The organism is Shewanella schlegeliana (assembly GCF_016765635.1).
Lineage (GTDB): Bacteria > Pseudomonadota > Gammaproteobacteria > Enterobacterales > Shewanellaceae > Shewanella > Shewanella schlegeliana.
Genome location: NZ_JAESVD010000006.1, coordinates 323,058 through 343,919 on the forward strand (window position 1 = coordinate 323,058; position 20,862 = coordinate 343,919).

18 protein-coding genes are annotated in these 20,862 nt (G+C 43.4%); 3 read left to right on the forward strand and 15 right to left on the reverse strand.

What is annotated here, in order from left to right:
• Positions 1 to 295 precede the first annotated feature (295 nt).
• Positions 296 to 1,243, forward strand: coding sequence for a magnesium/cobalt transporter CorA (gene corA, locus JMA39_RS12685; RefSeq protein ID WP_202722220.1), 948 nt, complete (start codon positions 296 to 298; stop codon positions 1,241 to 1,243).
• Between the two features lie 82 nt (positions 1,244 to 1,325).
• On the opposite strand, the gene JMA39_RS12690 is transcribed toward corA, so the two are convergent.
• The 13 genes from JMA39_RS12690 to aroA form a co-directional block, all read right to left on the reverse strand.
• Positions 1,326 to 1,676: a DMT family protein gene (locus tag JMA39_RS12690; RefSeq protein WP_202722221.1), complete on the reverse strand. Its 351-nt coding sequence runs from the start codon at positions 1,674 to 1,676 to the stop codon at positions 1,326 to 1,328.
• Positions 1,677 to 1,782: 106 nt separating this feature from the next.
• Positions 1,783 to 2,265 (reverse strand): P-loop NTPase family protein, encoded by a 483-nt coding sequence (locus tag JMA39_RS12695; RefSeq protein ID WP_202722222.1) that lies wholly within the window; start codon positions 2,263 to 2,265, stop codon positions 1,783 to 1,785.
• 140 nt (positions 2,266 to 2,405) lie between these two features.
• The gene (locus JMA39_RS12700) at positions 2,406 to 4,082 is read right to left on the reverse strand and encodes an FAD-binding oxidoreductase (protein ID WP_202722223.1); all 1,677 of its coding nucleotides are present in this window, start codon (positions 4,080 to 4,082) and stop codon (positions 2,406 to 2,408) included.
• A complete protein-coding gene (locus JMA39_RS12705) occupies positions 4,079 to 4,993 on the reverse strand; it encodes a hypothetical protein (protein ID WP_202722224.1) in 915 nt (304 codons plus the stop codon). The genes JMA39_RS12700 and JMA39_RS12705 overlap by 4 nt, the downstream gene beginning before the upstream one ends.
• 622 nt (positions 4,994 to 5,615) lie before the next feature.
• Positions 5,616 to 6,158: a DUF2058 domain-containing protein gene (locus JMA39_RS12710; RefSeq protein WP_202722225.1), complete on the reverse strand. Its 543-nt coding sequence runs from the start codon at positions 6,156 to 6,158 to the stop codon at positions 5,616 to 5,618.
• Between the two features lie 39 nt (positions 6,159 to 6,197).
• The gene (locus JMA39_RS12715; protein ID WP_202722226.1) at positions 6,198 to 7,004 is read right to left on the reverse strand and encodes an SDR family oxidoreductase; all 807 of its coding nucleotides are present in this window, start codon (positions 7,002 to 7,004) and stop codon (positions 6,198 to 6,200) included.
• A 76-nt stretch (positions 7,005 to 7,080) separates the two neighbouring features.
• A complete protein-coding gene (gene pyrF / locus JMA39_RS12720) occupies positions 7,081 to 7,776 on the reverse strand; it encodes an orotidine-5'-phosphate decarboxylase (protein ID WP_202722227.1) in 696 nt (231 codons plus the stop codon).
• A gap of 67 nt (positions 7,777 to 7,843) precedes the next feature.
• Entirely contained in the window at positions 7,844 to 9,004 is a 1,161-nt protein-coding gene (gene lapB, locus JMA39_RS12725) for a lipopolysaccharide assembly protein LapB (RefSeq protein ID WP_202722228.1), read from the reverse strand.
• 1 nt (position 9,005) lies between these two features.
• The gene (locus JMA39_RS12730; RefSeq protein ID WP_244999905.1) at positions 9,006 to 9,323 is read right to left on the reverse strand and encodes a LapA family protein; all 318 of its coding nucleotides are present in this window, start codon (positions 9,321 to 9,323) and stop codon (positions 9,006 to 9,008) included.
• A 122-nt stretch (positions 9,324 to 9,445) separates the two neighbouring features.
• Positions 9,446 to 9,733 (reverse strand): integration host factor subunit beta, encoded by a 288-nt coding sequence (gene ihfB, locus JMA39_RS12735; RefSeq protein ID WP_202722230.1) that lies wholly within the window; start codon positions 9,731 to 9,733, stop codon positions 9,446 to 9,448.
• A gap of 72 nt (positions 9,734 to 9,805) precedes the next feature.
• The gene (gene rpsA, locus JMA39_RS12740) at positions 9,806 to 11,473 is read right to left on the reverse strand and encodes a 30S ribosomal protein S1 (RefSeq protein WP_202722231.1); all 1,668 of its coding nucleotides are present in this window, start codon (positions 11,471 to 11,473) and stop codon (positions 9,806 to 9,808) included.
• Between the two features lie 97 nt (positions 11,474 to 11,570).
• Positions 11,571 to 12,263, reverse strand: a complete 693-nt coding sequence (gene cmk / locus JMA39_RS12745) for a (d)CMP kinase (protein ID WP_202722232.1) — start codon at positions 12,261 to 12,263, stop codon at positions 11,571 to 11,573.
• A 180-nt stretch (positions 12,264 to 12,443) separates the two neighbouring features.
• A complete protein-coding gene (gene aroA, locus JMA39_RS12750; RefSeq protein WP_202722233.1) occupies positions 12,444 to 13,724 on the reverse strand; it encodes a 3-phosphoshikimate 1-carboxyvinyltransferase in 1,281 nt (426 codons plus the stop codon).
• Between the two features lie 410 nt (positions 13,725 to 14,134).
• Here aroA and JMA39_RS12755 point away from each other — a divergent pair, with 410 nt between their 5' ends.
• Positions 14,135 to 15,328 carry an amino acid aminotransferase gene (locus JMA39_RS12755; RefSeq protein WP_202722234.1) on the forward strand — a complete coding sequence of 398 codons (1,194 nt, stop codon included), beginning with the start codon at positions 14,135 to 14,137 and terminating at the stop codon, positions 15,326 to 15,328.
• A 102-nt stretch (positions 15,329 to 15,430) separates the two neighbouring features.
• Here JMA39_RS12755 and serC read toward each other — a convergent pair whose 3' ends face one another.
• A complete protein-coding gene (serC, locus tag JMA39_RS12760) occupies positions 15,431 to 16,522 on the reverse strand; it encodes a 3-phosphoserine/phosphohydroxythreonine transaminase (protein WP_202722235.1) in 1,092 nt (363 codons plus the stop codon).
• A gap of 360 nt (positions 16,523 to 16,882) precedes the next feature.
• Between serC and JMA39_RS12765 the strand changes: the two genes are divergently transcribed.
• Positions 16,883 to 18,040 carry a serine hydrolase domain-containing protein gene (locus tag JMA39_RS12765; protein WP_202722236.1) on the forward strand — a complete coding sequence of 386 codons (1,158 nt, stop codon included), beginning with the start codon at positions 16,883 to 16,885 and terminating at the stop codon, positions 18,038 to 18,040.
• 100 nt (positions 18,041 to 18,140) lie between these two features.
• On the opposite strand, the gene gyrA is transcribed toward JMA39_RS12765, so the two are convergent.
• Positions 18,141 to 20,852 carry a DNA gyrase subunit A gene (gene gyrA / locus JMA39_RS12770; RefSeq protein ID WP_202722237.1) on the reverse strand — a complete coding sequence of 904 codons (2,712 nt, stop codon included), beginning with the start codon at positions 20,850 to 20,852 and terminating at the stop codon, positions 18,141 to 18,143.
• Positions 20,853 to 20,862 lie beyond the last annotated feature (10 nt).

The following is a 20,862-nucleotide window of genomic DNA, read 5'->3' on the forward strand; positions in this document are numbered from 1 at the left end:
GTTTCAAATCTATCAGATGTAGCTAAAAAAGACACCCTTTTGCGACGAAATCTTTTGCAGAATCCTCTTGAGTACTTTACTTCTGATCATCACTGCCGTTTTTATCGCAACAGTGATCGCATATTTAACTACTCGCTATTTGTGTCACCTCAGCCTATTTCATCTGCAAATTACGACTGCACTTTACTTTGATTCAAAAATCAATTACCTATTTAGATGCTTTATCTTTGCAATCATGGACTAATATTCAATTATCGCTTTCAAGTAACACTTAGTATTTTACGATGGGGACAACATGATCACTGCGTATTGCAATAGAAATAACCAAATCACGCCTACCGTCATTACGGTTGATGACCCAATACCAGTAGCAAGTATTTGGTTAGACATATATCAACCGACAGAGGCTGAACGGCTATGGTTAGCTAGCTATTCCGCCGAGGACGTGCCTGACAGGAATGATAGGAATGAAATCGAAGCCTCTTCACGATTTTACCTAAATAGTGATGGTCTACATATTAATGCCCTATTTAGTCAAAGAACTGGGCCAACACTAGCCTCTGTTAATGTGTATTTTAACCTTAGAGAGCAGTTATTGATCACCATGCGAGATGATGATGAGCCCTTAATTAGCTCATTAATAACAGATATTGAAAAAGTTCAGTTCCTCCACAGCACACCGCAGCAGTTATTTATTCACCTTTTCAAAATGCAGGTCGATCATTTAGCGGACCTTATCGAGGAGATCTACAGTGCTTTAAACAATGTTAGCCAAGAAGTATTTGATAAGGACCGCATAGATGAGGTCTTTAAACTGATCACGATAAAAGAAGATTCAAACGGAAAAGCTCGCTTAAATTTACTCGATACTCAACGAGTACTGAAGCACATGCAGCGTGATTATCACAATAAGTTATCCGGTACCGAGATGAAAGAGATCAGTCACATGCTGTCTGATATCGAATCGTTAATACCACATAGTCAGTTTCTGTTTGAAAAGTTGAACTTCTTGATGGATGCAGCCATGGGCTTTACCAGTTTACAGCAAAATAAGATAAGCAAAATCTTCTCTGTAGCAGCCGTTGTATTTCTTCCTCCAACATTAATCGCCAGCACATACGGCATGAACTTCGATCTTATACCTGAAATACATTGGCGATATGGCTATCCTTGGTCTTTGTTACTCATGCTTGCAAGTGCTGTAGCGACCTACTGGTTCTTCAAAATAAAACGTTGGCTATAATTGGGGATAAGTTTTTATGATACAAAAATCCACAGGATGCGCATGACACTTTATCAAAGCATATTTACAAGTTTGTCTGCCGTTAGGCAAACTTACTTCTGAATGCAAAATACACTGCGCCAACTAAGCACAAGCCCGCCCAGAGATAATCAAGCTTGAGCGGTTCCCTAAGATAAAACACCGAAAATGGCACAAAAACCATCAAGGTGATCACTTCTTGAAGGATCTTTAACTGACCGACATTGAGTTCTGTATAGCCGATTCTGTTGGCAGGAACTTGTAGTAAATATTCAAAAAGTGCGATGCCCCAACTAATTAATGCGGCAATAATCCAGGGCTTATTATTCAGCTCTTTTAAGTGGGCATACCAAGCGAACGTCATAAAGATATTGCTACAAACGAGCAGAGAGATACTGATAAAAATCGGATTCATGGTCGACTAGAGTCACGCTATAAACTCATCAAACCTGAGGCTTAATGAGGTGGGCTAAAAATGTTGGCGCATTCTACTGATAGCCCTGTTTTCCGTAAACAAGTATTTAGCGCTCGTTGCTGCAGAGCAATGTTTTCTTCCCATTAAACTCATCAAACAAGGATTGATGAGTTAATAATGAGAAAGTATCTTGCCTGGTTTCATACTGTGCAATCCAGTCAATCAACATTGATAAGTTGTTATCTTGCGCGGCCTTAGACTCATACTTATGGGGTTCCCACGGACGCTGTTTAGCATTGGCAATACAATCCTCGATTGACAAGTTCAAGAAGACAACTTCGCAGGCGTGCCTAATCGCTACCTGCAACAGATCTGAATAGCAGCCTTCAATCACCCAAGAGTCTTTTTCATTGATAAAATCTTCAATATCAACAGACGCTTGCAGTAATGGTTTTCGCGCTGGCGGTGTTTGTGGTAACCAAGCAATTAGATCTAAATCAAGATGCGCGAGCCCATATTTCTCGCATAACTGTTTAGCTAGTGTGGATTTACCTGAGCCTGAGTTTCCAAATATAACAATTTTCTTCAAACGCCAATGTCCTTATTTTAATGAAGTACGCTAATTTAAACGCGAAAATTCGATTGACCTTAAACCTAGCTTATCATTCTTGTATTGAATAGCAGGGCCTTTTAAATGCATACATAGCCAAAAGGCCCAACCTTTGTTCCTTATGGATTATAACGTTTAGGTGCAATAATATTGTTTGGGTCCATAGCCTGCTTTATTTTTCTCACTAACGTCCAATGAGGATCATCTGCCGACAAAAAGTGCAGTTGTTGCTCGACATTGAGCCTGTATGGAACAAATCCACGTTTACAGCCCTGCATGAACAGCTCATCGAGGCAACGTTTGGCATTTTTAATCGCTTCGGCGTCTCTCCTATTGAAAAGCAGAGGAATAGTACTGTCGATACAATCATGCCTCAGTGCAGTCATAGTGATCAGTGGCTCTACCCCATATTTTGGACACACAGATCTCACCATGTCTACAAACTCCCTTATTTTTGAGTTTGACACAGGTATTAAGGGCGCATACCAGAGCAAACCACAATTATCACGAGCAGGATTGAGCGCTTCATAGGAAGTTGGCGCTAAGTCATTGCGCCAGTACGCTAATGGTAAGGCCACGTCACAGGGTACCCCACGCATGATCAACGTACTCTTCTGCAGTGCAGCAAGCTGTTTTCGCAAACCACTAAATAGTTGCTGAGGTAAGTGGTCAAAAACCTTAGATGCCACCTTCAATTTATTTGTGCTAATAAATACAGAGCGATTTACACAGCTAACCTCTTTTATCCGCTTTTTGAGCTGTCGCTTTACAGCCTGAACCACTTCATGATTTCCATAAAGGCTTCCCATACAGGTCCATTGATAAACCTTATGACTCGCTTGCAACCGTTCGACATAATCTAAATCATTCATATGGTTATTCTTAGAGGGTTGAACAACCATAGATAACATCCGTCTACAATCTAAAATGTTAATCGAACCGACTATTCCAGGAAAATCTTTCAAGATTTTCCTTACTAGCGTAGCTACAGACTCGAGGGCTTTATCATCGACGCAAAAGAGGTAAAAAGACTCGACACATTCGGGCAAGGGGGCAAGCCTAATGGTCATATCAGTTACAACGCCCAAATTACTTTGAGAGAAGAGCCCATCAAGGTAAGGGCCTAACCCCCATTTATAGCAACTGTCGACAGTATTCTCTGCCGTCTGATCTAACGAGTGAACAGCAGAGCGGTAGACAGAACCATCAGCTAACACAGCTGTTATGCTGGTTACTGCAGCAAAATGATCAGTATTCGGGGTGATACCATAGCCTCGCTCGATAGCGTTACCAACCAAACTGCATGTAGGGCCTGCCCCTGTTACTGGCACCATCAACCGTAAGTTATCCCTATCTAACCTTTGCCGAAGCTCTTGCTGTGTTACACCGGGCTGCAGTCGCACAATCCCCAACTGTGCATTAATCTCTATCCGCTTTAACTTAGATAAATCCAAAATAAAACAAGGTGCAACATCATCCACTGGATTAGCTGAACCGTAACCCCAGTTGTTACCACTACTAATAGGATAAAGCGTGATCTGATACTTGCCCGCAAGCCTCAAAATAGTACTGATATTCTCCTCTTCTGCAGTTTGACTCTGCTTCCCATCAATAGGTAATACAATAAATGCGCCTGTAATATCCCTGTCTGTGGCAATGGTGTTAGCCCCATAAACCGATTTAGCCTGCAGCGCATCATAGTAAACGACTCGCCCAGCTGTAGCCTGAGATACATGCTCCGTGAACGATTCAATATTAAGTACCTGTTTAACCGTACGATTATCATTATAAATCATGATGGATAGCCTCCCATCACAAAACCTTCAAATGAACTTTGTTCCTGTTTAGCCCCAGAGTCTCTAAGGAGATTGACCAATCCAAGATCTCCCATAGACATTTGATCATGTGAACTCTTATCCTTCAAATGACGAATTAAGTCATCACCGAACACTAACTCACCAGTGAGAACGGCCCCGTCCGTCTCGCCTAAGTCTCGACAAAAGGAGTAGATCTTTGACCTTAGAGATTTTCCTTTCGTAGGCCTTAATTGATAATCACTGTGCTTCATAAAGGAGTTAACTAATATTCCATCATCTCCAATTGACTCGTTAATGACTTTTTCGAACGCCCTATGACGGTCTCGAATTCGGTCATTAATAGGCAGATCATCAAAGCCTGGATACATATTAGTTCCTAAACTGTAAACAGTTTGCATAACGCTTGGGTTCAGTGTTCTGGTAATAAATGGCATGGGTTTGCCCAAGTTATTTGCACTATTCCAATAAGACAGCACCCCTCGTATAATCTGGCGTGCATATAGTCGTGAAAATAACTCAGCTTTATTATTAACGTCATCTGCGACCATACATGCTTTAAACACATATACTTGTTCACCGAAATCAGTATAAATATGACTCCCCGAAAGGTAAGCGACTAACTTTCCCTGCTTAAAAACCAACCATAAATGATCCGAATTAATTGCTGAGCGATGCACATTTAATTTAGAGAAAGTACTGTTCTCTAACGTTAAGCGATGCGCTTGGTCTCTGGCATAGATCTGTAAAACTAGCTCCTGAATATCGGTAACAATTGCGGCATTGATATGCAGTTCTTTGGAAGACGGATTATTAATCTCTTCTATTTCAAACTCATTCAAAACCGTAGTTGTTTCGCCGTAGTAGCCGTTAGTCTTATTGATTAAACTCATAAAAGATCCTTTTTTATCAGACTCCTCTCTAATTCTGCATACCCATGTAAACAGTAATGATTGGAGTGAAGTGTGAGGCGTGGTAAGTCGATAAAACCGACACACCTCCCTCATAACCAAGAATTAATAAGCTCTTGATTATGAGATAGAGTCTAAAGAATTTACTTGGGATCTAAATACCGATAAGAGTGCTGAAATTATTAACGCGCTTATCAAGCTTGTTATTCAGTAAGTGCTAAACTAAATTTAAAACAGCAAAGTTTTAATTAGTCTTCAATTTAGATTTGACATGAAAAATACCTAACTGACGATTTATCGATAGAGTTTTAAAAGCTAGGCCGCCAACTAACCCATAAGGCAACAATTAACTTAACAAGAGATAAGGGAGAAGAGAGAAGATAAAAAATAACAGCGGTCAAACCGTCATCTTTATATAACTATTGTCCCTTTTACCTACTCCGTTAAGTAGAGGTTTTCTATTCAAATACAAATGGAGTTAACAAATAGCGAGAGTTTTAATTGCTTTGGCAATTGCGAACAATAAAAAAGCCGTAACGATGAGTTCGTTACGGCTTTAATGATTCATTATTTCACTGCGGCAGAGAAACTGATGAAGTATTGATTACCACATTAGATCGTCTGGAATGACATAATCAGCATACGGATCGTCTTCTTCAACAACCTCTGTGCTATCTTCTTGAGACCAAAGATAGCCAACCCAAGCAGGGACGAGCAAGTTTACTCTTTCTACCAGCTTATGGGGAACTAAGTAACTTACCTCTTCATGTCTGATAATACCTAGGTGGCCGTTTAACAGCTGACTCTGCATTTTTTCATCCACATACAGCGAATAAATTTTATTTTCAAAAGTGAAGTTAAACTTAATCTCTGCATCTTTCGGCGCAGAGATCGCAAGCTTCTTGAACTCGGTAACTAAACCACGAACCAGACCTTTTTCTGCAGCCTCAGCAAAGCGTTGCTCATTTAATTGCTTATCTTTGTCTATCTGCGCTTGCTTCTTAGCTGCAATCTCTTGCTTAAGCGCTTCGGAGCCATCATCGACCTTAGCTTTTCTGTCGCGGCGCTTTTGCGTTTTAGTGTCACGCACTTTCTGTTTACTTACCAAACCAGCCTTAAGAAGCTGTTCTTGAAATGGGTTTGCCATATCGTTTATCTCTAGTTAACTTTTACTTTAATTCTAAACTTAACTGCGTCTTGCTAATTGTCCAATCTCAGCAATTGCAGAACCAGCTCCACCGAGTGACCACCCACCATCGACAGGTAACACGGTACCAGTAATGTATGAAGCCATATCTGAGGCTAAAAACAGTGCCGCATTGGCAATATCATCGCAGCTGCCGTTACGCTTTAAAGGTACACCTTGTGCAACGTGGGTCTGTAACTCTTCAGAAGGAGCTAATCTGTTAAACCCTTCTGTGTCGGCAATAGGACCAGGCACAATAGAGTTGATCCTAATTCCTTTAGGGCCCCACTCTATTGCCAATGTTTTAGTCAACATGTCAACGCCCGCTTTTGCCGCACAAACATGCACCTGCATAGGCATGGGAACGAAGGCTTGTGGCGCCGAGATCTGAATAATTGCGCCACCTTTTTCGTTCATTAATGGATATGCCTGCTTAAGTACTTGGAAACTACCTAAGAGATCGATATCCATTACCGATTTAAAACCGTTTTCCGAAAGTTTCTCGGCAGGTGCGGGGAAGTTTCCTGCCGCGCCACTGACTAAGATATCAACCTGCTCCATGGCATCAGCAATAATGGCAAAGCCTTGTGATAATCGCTCTAGGTCCCTAACATCAAAGCAAACACCGAGGTGATTTCCACGAGGATTTGCCTGTTTTAGCTGCTCGACTGCGGCATCAACTTTAGCAGCACTACGGCTAGCTACCGCGACATTGGCACCGGCTTGAGAGAAGCGAACGGCAATAGCAAGATTTATCCCGCTGGTGCCACCGACAACGACAACATTCTTTCCATGATAGCTAAACATTGTGACTTCTCCCTATAGGTCATATTTTAAGGCACTAAACGCCAAGATCCAATATAACCTACTAGGCAACACTCAATTAAGCAATCGTTTGGTGGATAGCCTGCAGTGCTTTTAACGGATCTGCCGCTTTAGTGATTGGACGGCCAATGACTAGGTAATCAGAACCAGCAGCTAATGCTTCAGGCGGCGTCATCACGCGATGTTGATCGCCTCTATCGCTGCCCACTGGACGAATACCCGGAGTAATAAGCTTAAAGTCTTGCCCAAACTTGGCTTTTAGAAGCGTAGACTCTTGCGCCGAACAAACCACACCGTCTAGGCCTGCTTGTTTCGTCAGTGCCGCTAAGCGCAGAACATGCTCAGACGCTGGTACATTGATACCCAGCAGTTTAAGCTCATCGTCACTCATTGATGTCAGTACAGTTACAGCTATAAGCAGCGGCGCTTTATCGCCATAAGGCTCCAGTGCGCGTTTAGCCGCTTCCATCATTGCTAATCCGCCAGAGGCATGAATATTGGTCATCCATACACCTAGCTCAGCAGCGGCACTCACGGCTTTAGCTACGGTATTTGGAATATCGTGAAATTTAAGGTCGAGGAAAAGGTCAAATCCACGACTATGAATGTCGGTTACCAACTCAGGACCGAACAGAGTGAACATCTCTTTGCCGACTTTCAATCGACACATATCAGGATCTAATTGATCAATAAGCTGCAAAGCATCATTTTTATTATCGTAGTCTAGGGCAACTAAAATAGGCTTGTCAGTCATTCTTTCTCCAATCGCTTTGCGGTGTAGGTTTTACAGTTTTTAGTTGATAAATCAGAGGTACTAACGGTTACTCACCGTCTAGTCCTCTGATCCTTTTGATGCTGCCCCAATGTTTACAGGAGGGGCAATGCCAATATAATCGGTGTGAAGGGAAGCCACATTCACGGCAGCGATAGCCAGGTCGATATTTTATCTGCTGCTCAACAAGCTGCTCTAGCATGGTCAGACTCTTCTTGGCCTGCCCCTCTTCAGCTTGTTGCAGGTGGATCTTCATTAAATGCTGAAAACTTTTCATGGTTGGGTGTCTGATCAACCCTTCCATAATCAATTTTTCGGCATCTTTAGGGTGACCTTGCTCTATCATATGTTGAGCAAGCGTGATGGCAATACTTGCACCAGCCCCCTTTTCGATAGCCTCTCTCAGTAGCTCTTGATACCCAATGCTATCGCTGGTTAATAGATATGCTTCTTTCGCGATGGCTAAGGCATCAGGAAATAGGTCTATATCTGTTTTTAGCAGCTTCTCTATGGTTTGCTTACAGGCTTTAAACTCTTCTTGCTTTAAGTACAGCTCTGCGAGCGTTAATAGTGCTCGGCCGCATTGATTGTCTTGTTTAATTGCGAACTGCAAATTTTTAAGTTTGCTAACATCATCTTGGGCTTCGTTCGCCAACTCACAATAGAAGTGTGCACTATCGTGTTTAAGTTCCTGCTGACGTTTGCGTTTGAGTTTTTTGATGATGTCGATGGCTTTCTGCCACTCTTTGGTCACTTGGTAAATCGCAATTAGCTGGTTCTCAGCTTCCTCACTATGATCTTCTTGGTTAACTAAGTTAATGAAGATCTCTTCGGCACGGTCATAAAAACCCGCCGCGAGATAATCTTTGCCTAGTTCCATCATAGCGATATCTCTTTGCTCTGTTGTGAGGCTAGGTCTTGCAATTAAGTTCTGATGAATACGAATTGAACGGTCGACTTCGCCGCGCTTACGAAAGAGCGAGCCTAACGAAAGATGGGTGTCGATAGTGTCATCATCGACGTCGAGCATACTGATAAATAGATCGACCGCTTTATCAGACTCATTAGACAATAGAAAATTAAGCCCAGTGAAGTAATCTCGGCTTAACTGCTTTCGCTGATTTGTCTGTTTTTGTCTAACACTTCTGCGTCCCATATACCAACCGTAACCGGCGGCGATTGGAAGAAGCAGAAAGAGGATTTCTAACATATTAAGCGTCTACTTCTTTTTCAGTGCTTCTTATTGCCATTGATTTTGACTGTTCTTGCGCAGCTTGCTTATCTTCATATACAGCAAGTTTCTTGTTTGCACGGCGCAAAGACAGCTTAAGTCCTGCAATGTGGTACATGGCAAAGATCCAACTCACCAGAAAACCCGCTAAGAAAACAAACGCTAAAACAACAGGTAGCCTAAATTCGCCTTGTGCAACAAAGTAACTAATCGTCACGACCTGCTCGTTGCGGGCACCGAAGATAAGCGCTAAGAAAAAAAATGCAGCGACTAGAAAAGCAATGATAAATGACTTCACGTTTTGCTCCATGAACGCGTATGTGAGCTTTAATTATCTAAGAAAAAGAGAGAACTAGCTAGCGATACCTAAGTTTTAGGTATAAAAAAGCCTCCTAATGGAGGCTTTTAATACAATGTAAATTACGCGTTAATAGCATCAACACGTTCGCGCAGTTCTTTGCCTGGCTTAAAGTGCGGTACGTACTTGCCTTCCAATTCAACTGAAGTACCAGTCTTTGGGTTACGGCCAGTGCGTGGTGCACGATAATGAAGTGAGAAACTACCAAAACCACGGATCTCAATACGATCACCTGATTCCAATGTCTCGGCCATTTGCTCCAACATCTCTTTGATAGCGGCTTCCACTTCTTTCGCAGACAGCTGCGACTGCCTAGTGGCAAGTTTTTCGATCAGTTCGGATTTAGTCATCCTATACCCTCTATTATCAAGCCAAACACAGTCACCTTTTAGGGGTGCAAGCACCCCTGAACTTCAAGGCGATTATTTACGAGCTGCTTTGAACGCTTCAGCCATTGCGCTGCTCATAGCAACGTCATCTTGCTTGTTCAAGCTAGCCATTGCTTCTTTCTCTTCAGCTTCATCCTTAGCACGGATAGATAGGCTGATGGTGCGGTTCTTACGATCAACACCCATGAACTTAGATTCTACTTTGTCACCTACAGAGTAAACTGTAGATGCATCTTCGATGCGCTCACGAGAGATATCTGAAACGCGAAGGTAACCTTCAACAGTCTCAGCTAGTTCAATTGTAACACCTTTTGCGTCAACTGCAGTAACAACACCAGAAACTACAACACCTTTCTTCTTGTCAGCAAGGTATGCATTGAATGGATCGTCTTCAGTTTGCTTAACGCCTAAGCTGATGCGCTCACGCTCTGGGTCAACAGAAAGAACTACAGCGTGGATTTCGTCGCCTTTCTTGTATTCAGCAACTGCGTCTTCGCCAGTACCATTCCAAGAAATGTCAGAAAGGTGAACTAGACCGTCGATGCCGCCGTCAAGACCGATGAAGATACCGAAGTCAGTGATTGACTTGATCTTACCAGAAACCTTGTCGCCCTTGTTGAAACGCTCTGCGAAATCATCCCATGGGTTAGTCTTACATTGCTTAAGACCTAGAGAGATACGACGACGCTCTTCATCGATGTCTAGAACTAGAACTTCAACTTCATCACCTAGGTTAACAACCTTAGATGGGTGGATGTTCTTGTTAGTCCAATCCATTTCAGAAACGTGAACAAGACCTTCAACGCCTTCTTCGATTTCAACGAAACAACCGTAGTCAGTTAGGTTAGTAACGCGACCAGTCAAACGTGTGTTTTCTGGGTAGCGCTTGCTGATTTCTAACCATGGATCTTCGCCAAGTTGCTTAAGACCTAGTGATACGCGTGTACGCTCACGGTCATACTTAAGAACTTTAACGTTGATTTCGTCACCAACATTAACGATTTCAGATGGGTGCTTAACACGCTTCCAAGCCATATCAGTGATATGTAGAAGACCGTCAACACCACCAAGATCAACGAATGCACCGTAGTCAGTAAGGTTCTTAACGATACCCTTAACTGATTGACCTTCTTGAAGGTTCTCAAGAAGAGCATCACGCTCTGCGCTGCTTTCAGATTCGATAACTGCACGACGAGAAACAACAACGTTGTTGCGCTTCTGGTCAAGCTTGATAACTTTGAATTCTAATTCTTTGTTTTCTAGGTGAGCTGTGTCGCGAACTGGGCGAACGTCAACTAGAGAACCTGGTAGGAATGCACGGATACCGTTTAATTCAACAGTGAAACCGCCTTTAACCTTACCATTGATGATACCGATTACAGTTTCAGCATCTTCGTACGCTTTTTCTAGAACGATCCAAGCTTCGTGGCGCTTAGCTTTCTCACGAGAAAGTTGAGTTTCACCGAAACCATCTTCTACAGAGTCAAGAGCTACGTCAACTTCGTCGCCAACTGCGATTTCTAGAGCGCCTTGAGCGTTCTTGAACTGTTCAGCTGGGATTGGGCTTTCAGACTTAAGACCAGCGTCAACTAGTACCATACCGTTTTCGATGGCTACAACTACACCACGTACGATAGAACCAGGACGGAACTCAAGTTCATTAAGGGATTGTTCAAATAGATCAGCAAAAGATTCAGTCATGTTTAAGTTACTTTCTTTAATAAACCACGGACCATCCTGGACGTGGAGTCAGATTAATAATTCGTCTCATCCATGTGACGAATAGTTAAGTCCCTGCTTACGCCGGAACTTGGAGCTTTTGGTGAATATGCGTTAGCGCCATGTCTAACACATCTTCAATGTTTATGTTCGTCGTATCGATGACCAGAGCATCTTCAGCAGGCACCAAAGGAGCGACACTACGATTCATATCGCGGTCGTCACGCTCTTTTATCTCAGACAAAAGTTGATCGATATTAACATCGAAGCCCTTGTCCTGCAACTGATTATAGCGTCTTTGGGCCCTTTCTTCCGCCGTTGCCGTTAAAAACAATTTGGCAGGCGTTGCAGGGAATACAACTGTTCCCATGTCACGACCGTCGGCGATCAAACCTGGTGCTTCTGCAAATGCACGCTGACGACGCAGTAACGCTTCCCTAACGCGTGGGAATGCCGCTACTTTCGATGCTGCGTTAGAGCACTCTTGGCTACGTATCGTTGTGGATACATCCTCGCCCTCTAATACAACTTTAATACCTTTACTTTCTTTACCAGTCACAAATTGCACATCCAAATGTGCTGCAAGTAAAGTTAACGCTTCTTCATTATCTAGTTCTACATTGTGATGAATAGCCGCTAACGCTAATACGCGGTATATTGCACCACTATCGAGTAACTTGTAGCCTAATCGCTTGGCAAGTAACTGACTAATAGTACCTTTTCCCGCACCGCTTGGGCCGTCAACAGTGACAACAGGCGCCCTTTCTGACATAAAATCCTCCACAAGAAATTCCATCTTCCTTGATATAACCGAAAAATGAGCGCGCGCATTATAAACCATGTAACTTAAGAAAGCGGCAAAAACTTCAAATATTCGGGAACTTGGTTCAGCTAAGCTTCAGGTTTATGAGACAAACACCCGAAGCTTTATGCGACTTGTTGGGGTAATGGCTTAGTGAGCAAGCGCATTAAATTGATTAAAATAGTCTGGGAATGTTTTTGAGGTGCACTCAGGTTCGTTGATAGTGATGCCGCAGTCGGCGAACGCCAACATCGAAAAACACATCGCCATACGATGATCGTTATAAGTATCAATGGCAGCAGTGTTTAACTTAGCTGGCGGTGTAACACTGATGTAATCATGGCCTTCATCGACAATCGCGCCCACTTTTCGAAGCTCTGTCGCCATAGCCGCTAAGCGATCGGTTTCTTTGATGCGCCAGTTATAGATATTGCGAATATGGGTAGTGCCTGTGGCAAATAGTGCCGTTGTGGCAATCGTCATGGCCGCATCGGGAATATGGTTCATATCTAAATCAACGGCGTTGAGGTTGCCGCCGCGAGAGATAATGTAATCATCCCCCCACTCTATTTCAGCGCCCATCTTTTCCAGCACATCGGCAAACTTTACATCGCCTTGAATACTGAGCTTACCGACACCAGTGACTTTGACTTCACCGCCTTGAATGGCGCCCGCAGCGAGAAAGTACGACGCCGATGAGGCATCACCTTCAACCAAGACTTTACCCGGCGAAACATAACTCTGCCCTGCTTTAATCACAAATGAGGCATAGTCATTATTTTGTACTTCAACGCCAAATTGTGCCATTAAGGCAAGTGTAATATCGATGTAGGGTTTTGAAACCAGTTCGCCCTTAATTTTGATATTCACATCGCCCTTAGCTAAAGGGGCAACCATAAGTAGCGCGGTGAGAAATTGGCTAGAGAGATCGCCAGCGATTTCAACATCACCGCCGTTTAGCCCGGTGGAGGTGATATCTAATGGTGGAAAACCATCATCCTTTAGATACTTGACCTCGGCTCCGAGCTGTCGCAATGCATCGACAAGATCGCCAATGGGGCGCTCTTCCATACGCGGTTCACCCGTTAAGGTGAACTTGCCTTGCCCCAATGTCAGCGCCGCACATAACGGGCGCATTGCCGTACCGGCATTACCCAAAAATAGCGTTTGTGGCTCACTCGCATTTAAAGGACCACCTAAACCCTCTAATTCACAAATAGTGTTGTTTTGTGAAAGACGGTAATTAACCCCTAACTGCTTAAGCGAGGCCAACATATAGCGAATATCGTCGGAGTCGAGTAAGTTGGTGAGTGTCGTGGTCCCCCTTGCGAGGGTCGCCAATAATAAAGCACGATTTGAAATACTCTTTGACCCAGGAATATTAATGGTTCCTGACACCTTTTTGATCGGCTCTAAACGTAATTGATTCATTGCATACTTCTTATTATTGCTGCAGGAGTCAAACTCGCCTGCGGGTTAACAGTAGATGTTCATGCTAGCGGACTTTATGCGGTCACCACGACAAAATGACGGTCGACTATGCGTTTGTTTGAACTTCGTAGCTATAAAATTACTTATTGCGGCGCAGGATTCAACCGTTTTTTTACTAAAATCCCGCTTTAGAAGTTAAATTCTGCTCAAGTAGTAAAAATGACTAGTTTATTGAGTGGTATATCTGAGATTAACTTTGCTGTTTACGTGGGTGGAATGATTAATTGCCAAATTAATTGATTATTAAAAATACCGTGATAGCTGTTCACTATTATATTTTTTACGTTACTCTAACGCTATAACGATAAACGGCTTTACATGCGCCGCTCACAGAAAAGGTAAACTCTGACATGTTCAATAAATTGACCGCTATGCCAGCCGATCCCATATTAGGTTTGCTGACAAAATACCGTGAAGACATTCACCCTCAAAAAGTCGATCTAGGTGTAGGCGTCTATAAAGATGAGACTGGGCATACGCCAATCCTTTCTTGCGTGAAAAAAGCCGAAAAGTTCCGATTGGACACAGAGTCAACCAAGGTTTACATCGGACCAACGGGTTCTGCTGACTTTAATCGCTTGATGTCAGAACTGGCTTTTGGCATCGATAACCCTGCTATCATCGCTAATCGCGTGCGTACTCTATCCACTCCAGGGGGAACCGGCGCATTAAGAGTCGCGGCTGATTTTATCAAACGTTGTAATCCAAATACCGTAGTCTGGGTGAGTGATCCAACTTGGGCTAACCACACTGGATTATTTGAAGCTGCTGGTATTACTGTTAAAACCTACCCATATTACGACTACGATACTAAATCATTAAAGTTCGATGAGATGAAGGCAACCTTATCGAACGTCAGTGCAGACGATGTCGTGCTGCTGCACGCCTGCTGTCATAATCCAAGCGGTGCCGACTTAACGCCTACACAATGGGACGAGATCATTGCCCTCACTGCCCATAAGGGCTTCACGCCACTCATTGACATGGCTTATCAAGGGTTTGGAGATGGCGTAGATGAAGATGCTTACGGCGTGCGTAAGATGGCGGCAAGCGTAGAAAATATGGTCCTCTGCAGTTCATGCTCTAAAAATTTCGGCTTGTACCGTGAGCGCATCGGCGCTTGTTCGATTATTGGTAAGGATGCCACAAGCGCCGATATCGCCTTCTCAGTACTGTTATATGTTGTACGCTGTATCTATTCAATGCCACCGGCACACGGTGCAGCCATTGTAGAAACCATACTTGGCTCAGACGAGCTGAAACAAGAGTGGTTAGGTGAGCTTAAGGTGATGCGCGAACGAATTAATGGTAATCGCGCTATGTTGGTAACCAAGCTAAGAGAGAAAGGTGTGCAACGCAACTTCGACTTTGTCGCTGAGCAAAAAGGCATGTTCTCCTTTCTCGGGATCACCCCAGCCCAAGTTACTGAGCTTCAAGAACACTATAGCGTATATATGGTTGACTCGAGCCGGATCAGTATCGCAGGAATAGGTACGGGAAATGTCGATTACCTTGCAGAATCAATTGCTAAAGTGATCGATTAAAAACAGCCATCACTCCAATATTCTGTTCACGACTTAAAAATTAAAAAGCCGATAATAACGATATTATCGGCTTTTTCGTCTCAAGATTAATCCTCTATTCGATTAGCTATGCTTAGCTGCAAACGCCTTCATAAACTCGATTAAGGTGTCTACGCCTTCTAATGGCATTGCATTGTATATACTGGCACGCATCCCGCCCACACTACGGTGGCCTTTTAGCGCTACAAGTCCTGCAGCCTTAGCCTCTTCTAAAAACTGGCTATCTAGCTCAGCATTAGTTAACTGAAAGGTCACATTCATACGGCTTCGATTTTCTTTGGCCACACCACTAACGTAGAAATCTAGCTCATCGATACAGTGATAGAGTCGCTTAGCCTTCTCAATATTGAGCTTCTCCATCTCTGCCACTCCGCCAACGCTCTTAAGCCAGCTAAAAACTTCAGCCGCTAAGTACCAAGCAAAGGTTGGCGGTGTGTTATACATAGAGTCATTTTTTACTGCTAAGCGATAATCCATAATTGACGATTGCGGCAGAGTCGGCAGGGCCAGCATGTCATCGCGAACGATCACAATACTCAGACCCGAGGGGCCAATATTCTTCTGTGCTCCTGCATAGATTAATCCGAACTGGCTAACATCGATTTTGCGCGACAAGATATTCGACGACATATCAGCAATCACAGGCCATGGACTATTTATGCTTTCAAAAATTTCGATGCCATCTACAGTCTCGTTTGGACAGTAATGTACATAGCGATAATCTTTATCGATCTTGCTCAAATCTGGCAGAGAAACATGGTTTAAACCATCAATATTACTCACAAGTTCTAGAGTATCGATATTATCTTTACCCGCTAACTTTTCAGCTTCTTCTACTGCGGCTTGTGACCAGCTGCCATCGACTAAATAAAGGGCGTTGCCATCATTGCCTAGAAAATTATTCACAACAGCAGAGAACTGGCCTCGCCCCCCACCGTGCATAAACAGTACATGGTAATGACTCGGGATCTCCATTAATTGACGTAAATCAGCTTCTGCTTGTTCTGTTAACGCGATAAATTCCTTACTGCGATGACTGACTTCCATTACAGAAACACCTTGGTCATTCCAGTTTAGTAGTTCTTTCTGAGCCTTTTGCATAACAGCGGGTGGCAACATGGCTGGGCCTGCACAAAAGTTGAAAATCGCGCTCACAGTATTATCCTTCTATTATAATCAGTTAAAACATTAGGGTATTAGTATTGTTTACAGCAGTATATCCCAAGTTATTGGCAGCTAACATTAAAAAATCAAATAACTGCAACCAGTTAAAGCGATAGTAACTCACGATTTTTGAATTTTAGTATCTGCTTTTGTTACTGTTATGGTTAAAATAGTCCTCTCTTAGAGTTGCTAGTGAACAGTTATTAATAAACACGTCTAAAGCTTACATAACTCTTAACCTAGACTTCGGGCTTAATAACCGATAAAGACTGACATAAACATCATCGTTAGTACGCGAAGTCGCAATAAATTTACTAAACAGACCGCTTTAACGGCAAATTGGATTTGTACATGTTTTTAAAGTCTATACTCCTACTGGGCTCAATATCTATTGGCTCTTTGTTTTCACTGCAGCAAGTGTATGCTGGCGAGTCTCAATACACAGACCTTTCGAATAATTTTAAAAAACGCTTCAATTATGAGTTAAAAGATAGCAAGGTTCCTGGGGGCGCCTTTGTGATCGTTGAAGCAAACAATGTGTTAAAACTCGGCACTTACGGAAAAAGAATCAAAGGTGGCAATCAAAAAGTTAACGCCGACACCGTTTTTAGACTCGCTTCGGTATCAAAAACATTTGCAGGCACACTTGCCTCAATGTTAGTCGAAGAAGGCAAACTTGACTGGCAACAACCTATTGTGAGCTTTTTGCCTGAATTCACCTTAGCCGAGCAGCAAAATGCAACACAGATTAACCTCGGTCACATTATTGGTCATAGCACAGGCTTAATGCCAAATAGTTACGACAATCTTATCAATGCCAACGTCAACATCACTAAAATCGTCAGTAAATTCGATGAACTCACGCCAATCTGTCAGCCGGGAGTCTGCTATGGCTATCAGAATGTGGCGTTTTCATTCATCGAAAGAGCCATTGAACAACAATCGACTTTCAGCTATGCAAACTTTATCCAGAAACGGATTTTCTCTCCATTGAGTATGAGTTCAGCCTCCGTTGGTTACCACGCTTTTCTCAATACAAGTAACCGAGCAGAACCCCATGTAAAAACTCAATCAGGCTTTAAACGGGTAAAAGTCAAACCCAATTATTATCAACTTGCGCCAGCGGCAGGGGTAAATGCCAGCATTAACGATCTTTCAAAATGGCTAATGGCCAATTTAGGTCAAAACCCCGAAGTGCTTTCACCGAGTATGATTGAAGATTTAACCACACCTGGAGTAAAGACCACTAAAGAGCTACGCCGCAGAGATTGGCGACCTTATCTCGATAGCGCACATTACGGTAAGGGTTGGCGAGTCTATGAGTTTAATGGTCGCCCGCTGATCTATCATGCTGGGTGGGTTGCAGGCTATGTTGCAGAAGTCTCCTACTCACCTGAGCTCAATATTGGTATGGCAATGTTACTCAATGGCGAATCTAGAGTCATCGCTAAATTAAGCGCTCAGTTTTGGCGTGATGCGTTTAAGCAGGCAGACAAGTTGGGGATTTAATACTGCCTATAGCAGTAATCTAGCGTAAAGCAGCAACAAAAAAGGATGCCAATGGCATCCTTTTTTAGTCAAATCAATAGTACATCAAATTTGATGGATATTAATCTTCAGTTTTTGGTGTTTCGGTAGTTTCAGCATCGGTGTTGCCAGCTTCTGCTTGGACATCTGTTTCAGCAGCACCTTCAACGATGATTGGGTTACCCTCTTCATCAAGCTCAACTTCAGGCGCTTGAATTTCATCGATACGCTGTAGACCAACTACTTTTTCATCTTCAGCTGTGCGGATGATGGTGACACCTTGAGTATTACGACCAATAGTCGAAACGCCTTCTGCTGGTGTTCTAACCAAAGTACCTTTGTTACTGATCAGCATGATTTCATCATTGCCGCCAACTTGTACAGCACCAACAACGGCACCGTTACGCTCGCTAACCTTAATAGAAACCACACCCTTAGTACCACGGCTCTTAGCAGGGTATTCAGCTAATTCGGTACGCTTACCGTAACCGTTTTCCGTTACCGTCAAAATAGCGCCATCGCCCTTAGGTACGATTAGCGATACAACGGTTTGGCCATCTTCAAGCTTAATACCACGAACACCCGTTGCAGTACGTCCCATTGCACGTAATGCGATAATTTCTTCGCCTGTTTCAGGATCAATTTTAACTTCACCTGTTTCAGAGCTACGGGCTTTCTCGTTAAAGCGAACCACTTTACCTTCGTTCGAGAACAGCATGATATCGTCATTACCATCGGTAATATCAACACCAATCAATTGGTCACCATCTTTCAGGTTGACCGCAATGATGCCGTTTGCACGTGGGTTGCTATAAGCAGTCAAGGCTGTCTTCTTCACAGTACCGTGAGAGGTAGCCATGATGATGTACTTGTCTTCAGCATATTCACGTACAGGTAGAATCGCAGTAATACGTTCACCCTCAGCCAATGGTAATAAGTTAACAATTGGACGACCACGGGCCGTACGGCTAGCCAACGGCAATTGATATACCTTAAGCCAGTACATCTTACCAAAGTCAGAGAAGCACAAGATGGTGTCGTGGGTGTTCGCAACCAATAACTTTTCAACGAAATCTTCGTCTTTCACCTTAGTTGCAGCCTTACCCTTACCACCACGGCGCTGTGCTTGGTAATCAGTTAGTGCTTGATACTTTGCATAACCTAGGTGTGAAAGCGTAACCACTACGTCTTCTTCGTTAATAAGATCTTCAAGACTCATATCAACTTCATTAGCATTGATCACAGTACGACGTTCGTCACCAAAGTTGGTAAGAACTTCTTCAAGTTCCTCTTTAATCACTTCCATCAAGCGCTGTGGACTGCTAAGGATTAACAATAGTGCTGCGATAATTTCAAGAAGCTCTTCGTACTCAGCGATGATCTTGTCATGCTCTAGACCCGTTAGACGGTGTAAGCGTAGTTCTAGAATCGCTTGAGCTTGCTGCTCAGTTAGGTAGTACTTATCGTCACGAATACCGTACTCTGGCTCTAACCACTCTGGACGAGCCGCATCATCACCTGCTTTTTCAAGCATGCCTTTAACGTGGCCAAGTTCCCATCCCTGCGCAACTAGCTTAACTTTCGCTTCTGCTGGGGTTGGAGAGGCTTTGATCAAGGCAATGATCGGATCAATGTTAGCCAGTGCAACGGCTAATGCTTCAAGAATATGTGCTCTTTCGCGTGCCTTACGTAATTCGAATACGGTGCGGCGTGTGACCACTTCACGACGGTGAAGGATAAAGCACTCTAGCATCTCTTTAAGATTAAACAGTTTTGGCTGACCATTGGTCAGTGCAACCATGTTGATACCGAAAGAGCACTGCATTTGAGTTTGTGCGTAAAGGTTATTAAGTACAACCTCACCCACTTCGCCACGCTTAATCTCGACAACGATACGCATACCGTCTTTGTCTGATTCATCACGTAGACCACTAATACCTTCAATCTTCTTATCTTTTACAAGCTCGGCGATCTTTTCAATCAGACGTGCTTTGTTAACTTGATAAGGGATCTCATGAACAATAATACGCTCACGGCCATTCTCTTCTTCAATATCAGCGCGAGCACGCATAACGGCGCGACCACGACCCGTCTTATAAGCATCGATAATGCCTTTACGACCGTTGATAATTGCAGCTGTTGGGAAGTCCGGACCTGGGATGTGCTCCATCAATTGTTCAATTGACAGCGCAGGGTCTTCGATTAGCGCTAAACAGCCACTGATCACTTCATTTAGGTTGTGTGGCGGAATGTTAGTCGCCATACCAACCGCAATACCCGATGAACCATTGACTAATAGTGCAGGAATTCGGGTTGGTAAAACCGCAGGAATAAATTCTGTGCCGTCATAGTTAGGGACGAAATCGACCGTCTCTTTGTCTAAGTCAGCTAATAGCTGGTGCGCCAACTTGTCCATACGGATTTCGGTATAACGCATTGCAGCTGCAGCGTCGCCATCGACAGAACCAAAGTTACCTTGACCATCGATTAACGGATAACGCATAGAAAACGGTTGAGCCAAACGAACAATAGTGTCATAAACCGCTGTATCACCGTGTGGGTGATATTTACCGATTACGTCACCAACGACACGGGCAGACTTTTTATAAGGCTTGTTCCAGTCGTTCTTCAATTCATTCATCGCGAACAGTACGCGGCGATGTACTGGCTTTAGGCCGTCTCGAACGTCAGGCAGTGCGCGGCCAACGATCACGCTCATAGCGTAATCTAAGTATGAATTCTTTAATTCGTCTTCAATATTAATTGGTGTTATAGATGAAGCCAGATCAGTCATAAACTGCTCG